This is a genomic window from Senegalia massiliensis (genome assembly GCF_009911265.1).
Taxonomy (GTDB): domain Bacteria; phylum Bacillota; class Clostridia; order Tissierellales; family SIT17; genus Anaeromonas; species Anaeromonas massiliensis_A.
The window spans coordinates 1-4029 of sequence record NZ_QXXA01000034.1 but is presented as its reverse complement, the minus strand read 5'-3'; the positions used below and the strand labels follow the sequence as shown (position 1 = coordinate 4029).

General features: G+C 25.5%; 10 protein-coding genes. 6 read left to right on the top strand and 4 right to left on the bottom strand.

Annotation, left to right across the window (positions count from 1 at the left end):
• The first annotated feature begins 152 nt into the window (after window positions 1-152).
• The 5 genes from D3Z33_RS16360 (at window position 153) to D3Z33_RS16345 (ending at window position 2301) form a co-directional block, all read left to right on the top strand.
• Complete coding sequence (locus tag D3Z33_RS16360; RefSeq protein WP_160198844.1) at window positions 153-440, top strand: hypothetical protein; 288 nt, start codon at window positions 153-155, stop codon at window positions 438-440.
• A gap of 170 nt (window positions 441-610) precedes the next feature.
• Window positions 611-1075 (top strand): hypothetical protein, encoded by a 465-nt coding sequence (locus D3Z33_RS16355; RefSeq protein ID WP_160198843.1) that lies wholly within the window; start codon window positions 611-613, stop codon window positions 1073-1075.
• Complete coding sequence (locus D3Z33_RS17050; RefSeq protein WP_279279108.1) at window positions 1063-1194, top strand: hypothetical protein; 132 nt, start codon at window positions 1063-1065, stop codon at window positions 1192-1194. The genes D3Z33_RS16355 and D3Z33_RS17050 overlap by 13 nt, the downstream gene beginning before the upstream one ends.
• A gap of 42 nt (window positions 1195-1236) precedes the next feature.
• Window positions 1237-1503 carry a hypothetical protein gene (locus tag D3Z33_RS16350; RefSeq protein ID WP_160198842.1) on the top strand — a complete coding sequence of 89 codons (267 nt, stop codon included), beginning with the start codon at window positions 1237-1239 and terminating at the stop codon, window positions 1501-1503.
• A 204-nt stretch (window positions 1504-1707) separates the two neighbouring features.
• Window positions 1708-2301, top strand: coding sequence for a non-canonical purine NTP pyrophosphatase (locus tag D3Z33_RS16345; protein ID WP_160198841.1), 594 nt, complete (start codon window positions 1708-1710; stop codon window positions 2299-2301).
• 110 nt (window positions 2302-2411) lie between these two features.
• On the opposite strand, the gene D3Z33_RS16340 is transcribed toward D3Z33_RS16345, so the two are convergent.
• Window positions 2412-2576, bottom strand: coding sequence for a hypothetical protein (locus D3Z33_RS16340; RefSeq protein ID WP_160198840.1), 165 nt, complete (start codon window positions 2574-2576; stop codon window positions 2412-2414).
• Between the two features lie 208 nt (window positions 2577-2784).
• Between D3Z33_RS16340 and D3Z33_RS16335 the strand changes: the two genes are divergently transcribed.
• Window positions 2785-2952, top strand: a complete 168-nt coding sequence (locus D3Z33_RS16335; protein ID WP_160198839.1) for a Spo0E family sporulation regulatory protein-aspartic acid phosphatase — start codon at window positions 2785-2787, stop codon at window positions 2950-2952.
• A 172-nt stretch (window positions 2953-3124) separates the two neighbouring features.
• On the opposite strand, the gene D3Z33_RS16330 is transcribed toward D3Z33_RS16335, so the two are convergent.
• The 3 genes from D3Z33_RS16330 to D3Z33_RS17040 all read right to left on the bottom strand — a co-directional run bounded on the left by D3Z33_RS16330 (window position 3125) and on the right by D3Z33_RS17040 (window position 3913).
• Window positions 3125-3505, bottom strand: coding sequence for a hypothetical protein (locus tag D3Z33_RS16330; RefSeq protein ID WP_160198838.1), 381 nt, complete (start codon window positions 3503-3505; stop codon window positions 3125-3127).
• Window positions 3506-3584: 79 nt separating this feature from the next.
• Window positions 3585-3707 (bottom strand): hypothetical protein, encoded by a 123-nt coding sequence (locus D3Z33_RS17045; protein ID WP_279279107.1) that lies wholly within the window; start codon window positions 3705-3707, stop codon window positions 3585-3587.
• 83 nt (window positions 3708-3790) lie between these two features.
• On the bottom strand, window positions 3791-3913 hold the full coding sequence (locus tag D3Z33_RS17040) for a hypothetical protein (RefSeq protein WP_279279106.1): 123 nt from the start codon (window positions 3911-3913) through the stop codon (window positions 3791-3793).
• Window positions 3914-4029: the final 116 nt, after the last annotated feature.

Here is a 4029-nt window from a genome sequence, read left to right as displayed (position 1 = left end):
ATAATTCTTTAGCTATAGCTTTAACCATATTCTTAACTATTTCATTATTTTTTAATAAAAAGAATAACAAAAACTAACATTTATTAAGCTTTTTATTGATTTTCTTAAAATATCAAAGATTTTAAAAATACTTTTTTATAATTAAAATATTAATGAATTCTATTAGTCTAGCTATAATGAATGTATTTGATGATGCAGAGAGAATATATTTAGAAAAAGGAATTGTAACACGTAATGATCTAAGTAGTCTTGACATGCGTTCTTTTGAACGATTATTAAAAGGAGAAATGGAAAAAAGAGGACATCATGAAGCTATGTATCTTAAATTTGCTTTGGAAGAGCATATAAATTACTCCGGTATTTTATTTAACTCAGAGGAATATAGTGCAGATGAAGCTGAGCGATATATGATGAATTTTGTTCTAACCGATAAATTTTAATTTCTAACCATCGCCTAACACACCAATTAGCAACATAAAATTAATAAGATAAAGTTATGAATAAGTCACAATCTCGAATCACTGAGCATTATACATAATTAAATATATAAAGTAAAGAATCAAGTACACTATAAAAATTTGAATTTAAATTTTGGAGGTCTATAAAGAAAATGCAAAACATTAAAAATACAATACTTGAAGAATACGATTTAAACTTAAAATTAAAACCCTTTGGTGAAAATAAAGCTAGAAATAATGTTTTTTGGGGTGAAAATAAAGAAGGTTCTTATATAATCAAGCTCGAGAAACTTGAACAATTAGAGCAGATCAAATTATCGATAAAGGTAGCGTCTAATCTATTAAAGTCTAATGTGATAAGTTCATCTAGATATCTACAGAATAACAATAATAAATTTTTTAATGTAATTGAAGATAGGATCCTTACAGTTCAAATAAAAGAAGACTTGATTAAACTTTCATACAAAAGAAATGAGGATTTAATCTACCTTGGAGAAATTTTAGGTGAATTGCATATTCTCTTATCTAATATGAATCTAAGGAATTTGAATAAATCAGATTTTTATAAAGACTTTATGAGTGGAGATATTCCGAGGCACAATCGGTGGAACGATTAGAAGAAATAAAAGAATTTTATAAAAAATATAGTCCTGATTATGAACTGTTAACCAATGGAGTAGTACATAATGACTTAAATACAAACAATATTTTCTACTTAGATGATAAATATTTTTAAATTGACTTTGAATTCCTTAAAAATAGTCCATTAATTAGCGATTTGGGCGTTATAGTTTTAGAATTTTGGAATGAAAATATAGGAGCACAGGATTATTTAGATAAACTTGAATGTCTTATTAAAGGATATGAGCGAAAAATTAAATTGTCTAACTATGATAAAAATAATATTATAGTTTTTTCATTAAGATATTTGTTTAGTGATGAAAATTGGTACAACTATTGGTCTTTAAATGGCAATCCATCTGTAGCACATTTAATTCAAGGAGTTAAAAATAAACAAGATATTTTGCTTAAGATACTTAATTAACTACTTTAATTTGCTTTATAATATATAAGTGAGAATATACGTAAAGTAAGGTGCTTTACTAAGAAAAAACTCAATGGAACTTTGACTACTTATAACACAGTATTATATACACCCTATTTAGATATGATAAGATGTCTATAGAACTGTTTTGAAAGTAAATTCTTAGAAATCATATTTTTTAGAATGCTTGAAAAGAGGGATAAAATGAATAAAAAGCAAATTATTTTCGTAACATCTAATGCGGGAAAAGTTAAATCAGCTCAAAGAGATCTCAAAGACGTCGAAATTATACAATATAAAGCCGAATTAATAGAGCCTAGAAATGATAATATTAAAGAAATATCAAAAATAAAAGCAATTCAGGCTTATAAAATAGTGAGAAAGCCATGTATTTCTATGGATTCTGGATTTTTCATTGAAGAATTAAAAGGATTTCCTAGATCATATGTAAATTACGCATTAGAGACTATAGGTATTGAAGGTATTCTGAAATTAATGGAAGGAAAAGAAAATAGACATTGTAAGTTCAAAGAATGCTTAGTTTACTACGATGGGCATAATATGAAATTTTTTGAAGCAGAAACAAATGGTTTATTATCAAATGAAATAAGAGGATTAGAGAATGAAAAAAATTGGTCAAAACTAAGTTACATTTTTGAAGTTGCAGAAATTGGAAAAACAATAGCTGAATTAGATGATAATGAGAGAGAAAAATATTTGAGTAAAAAAGAGCAATCTTGTTTTAAAAAATTTATAAATTGGTATTTTAAAAATGAAAATACTATAAATCTTAAATAGAAATATGAACGTCTAACATACAGTTAATAACACTATTATTGATTAATATTTTAAATATAAAAAATAAGGCTAGAGATTTTTTCCTAGCCTTAAAATAATTGCTCATTATATCACTTATGTATTTTGTCTTTTTCAATAAACCTTAAAAAACCTTTCTTTCTCTTTGTAATTTCTATATAAGTTTCTTTGTCTATCTTTTCATCTTTATAAAGTTTTTCTGCAAATTTAATGAAATCTTTTGATAATTCTACTAAGTCATTTATGGCACCCTCCATATTAAAACCTCCTGGTAAGATTATTACTATGTTTAAATTAATTATTCTACAAAGTATAAAAAATTCCTTTATAAATCGTATGACAATTACAGACTTTTTATGACAAATAAGTAATAATATTTAATAATTAGATTTATATTGTTTATAATTAGATTTTATATTATAATAAGAAAAGTGGGGAAAATAAAAAAAATGAGAGTGTGGTTTTATGGGGAAAGTAGAAGATGTTGAAGAGAAAATGACAGCATTAAAAAAACAAATGCATAAACTGCTACATAAGAATGATTTTATAATTACAAAAGAAATAATAGATATAAGTCAAGAACTAGACGAAATTATATATCTATATCATAAAATAAAAAATAAAATCAATTGACATAAAAAATACCAGGACAAATAGTCCTGGTATTTTAATTTTATTCATCATGATTTTTTCCTTTGAGCTCCATTGCCATGTTTTCCTGCTAATGTTTCTTGTACAAGCTTATTTATATCTACTCTTTCAAATTTTCCATTGATAATTTGTTGTACTTTTTGATAATTAGATCCTAATGATTTCTTTCAGCACCATTACCATGGAATCCTAACAATGTTTCTTCAACTAATTTGTCTATAGTCTTAGTCAGTTTTGGTATAGGTTTAAAGTTATACATTTTATCAATTTCTCTTTGCACTTCATTATAGTTACTACCTAGCAACCTTCTTCTCTCTGCTCCATTCCCATATTTACCAGCCAATGTTTCTGCAATTAATTTTTCTATAGTTTTTGTAGGTTCAACTATACCTTTATTTAACTTCTTAGCTACTAGCTTTTTAAAGTCGGACCATGAAATGCCATTCTTACCTCTACGTATTTGAGAAGGACAATTCTTTCCACTCCAGTAATTATGTTGGACCAAATTAGATAGTTGGATATTTTCTTTTTTCATTACATAAGCTACTAATTCAGCTCCATTTTAGGTTATTATACTATGTAATTTATAAAGTTTGTAGACTAAATATGGACACTCAATTGTCTTTATTTCGATTTTTATTAATTACCTTAATTATCAAAGTCCCTAATATTATTACTATTGCTATTGTACCAAATAGGACTATTGAAGGTAGATAATCGATTGATAACTGACTCATTTTATTCCTCCTTAAAATATATTTTAGTTATATTTATCTACAAGTATGTCAATATGTTACTTGTGACGAACTCAATAAAGTTATTAATTTTTATTTAAATAAGTTCTTTTTATAATTAAACCTACGTTATTCGCAGACCAAACAAGTAATATAGCAGGAACAATCCTGCTCAATAAATCTTCACTTGAACTTATCAGTCCAGACATAATGACAAAAACGCCTGCAAAACAAATAATATTTATACTATTTTTACTTTTAGTATTCATATTTAATTATTCCTTTCTAAATTATCAACATATTCTTTAGCTTCTTTAAGACCCAT

What these genes read in the sequence shown, in the direction of transcription:
- D3Z33_RS16360 (WP_160198844.1), top strand. Translation starts at nt 153, where the DNA reads ATGAATTCTATTAGTCTAGCTATAATGAATGTATTTGATGATGCAGAG.
- D3Z33_RS16335 (WP_160198839.1), top strand. Translation starts at nt 2,785, where the DNA reads ATGGGGAAAGTAGAAGATGTTGAAGAGAAAATGACAGCATTAAAAAAA.
- D3Z33_RS16345 (WP_160198841.1), top strand. Translation starts at nt 1,708, where the DNA reads ATGAATAAAAAGCAAATTATTTTCGTAACATCTAATGCGGGAAAAGTT.
- D3Z33_RS16340 (WP_160198840.1), bottom strand. Translation starts at nt 2,576, where the DNA reads ATGGAGGGTGCCATAAATGACTTAGTAGAATTATCAAAAGATTTCATT.
- D3Z33_RS16355 (WP_160198843.1), top strand. Translation starts at nt 611, where the DNA reads ATGCAAAACATTAAAAATACAATACTTGAAGAATACGATTTAAACTTA.
- D3Z33_RS17040 (WP_279279106.1), bottom strand. Translation starts at nt 3,913, where the DNA reads ATGTCTGGACTGATAAGTTCAAGTGAAGATTTATTGAGCAGGATTGTT.
- D3Z33_RS17045 (WP_279279107.1), bottom strand. Translation starts at nt 3,707, where the DNA reads ATGAGTCAGTTATCAATCGATTATCTACCTTCAATAGTCCTATTTGGT.
- D3Z33_RS16330 (WP_160198838.1), bottom strand. Translation starts at nt 3,505, where the DNA reads ATGAAAAAAGAAAATATCCAACTATCTAATTTGGTCCAACATAATTAC.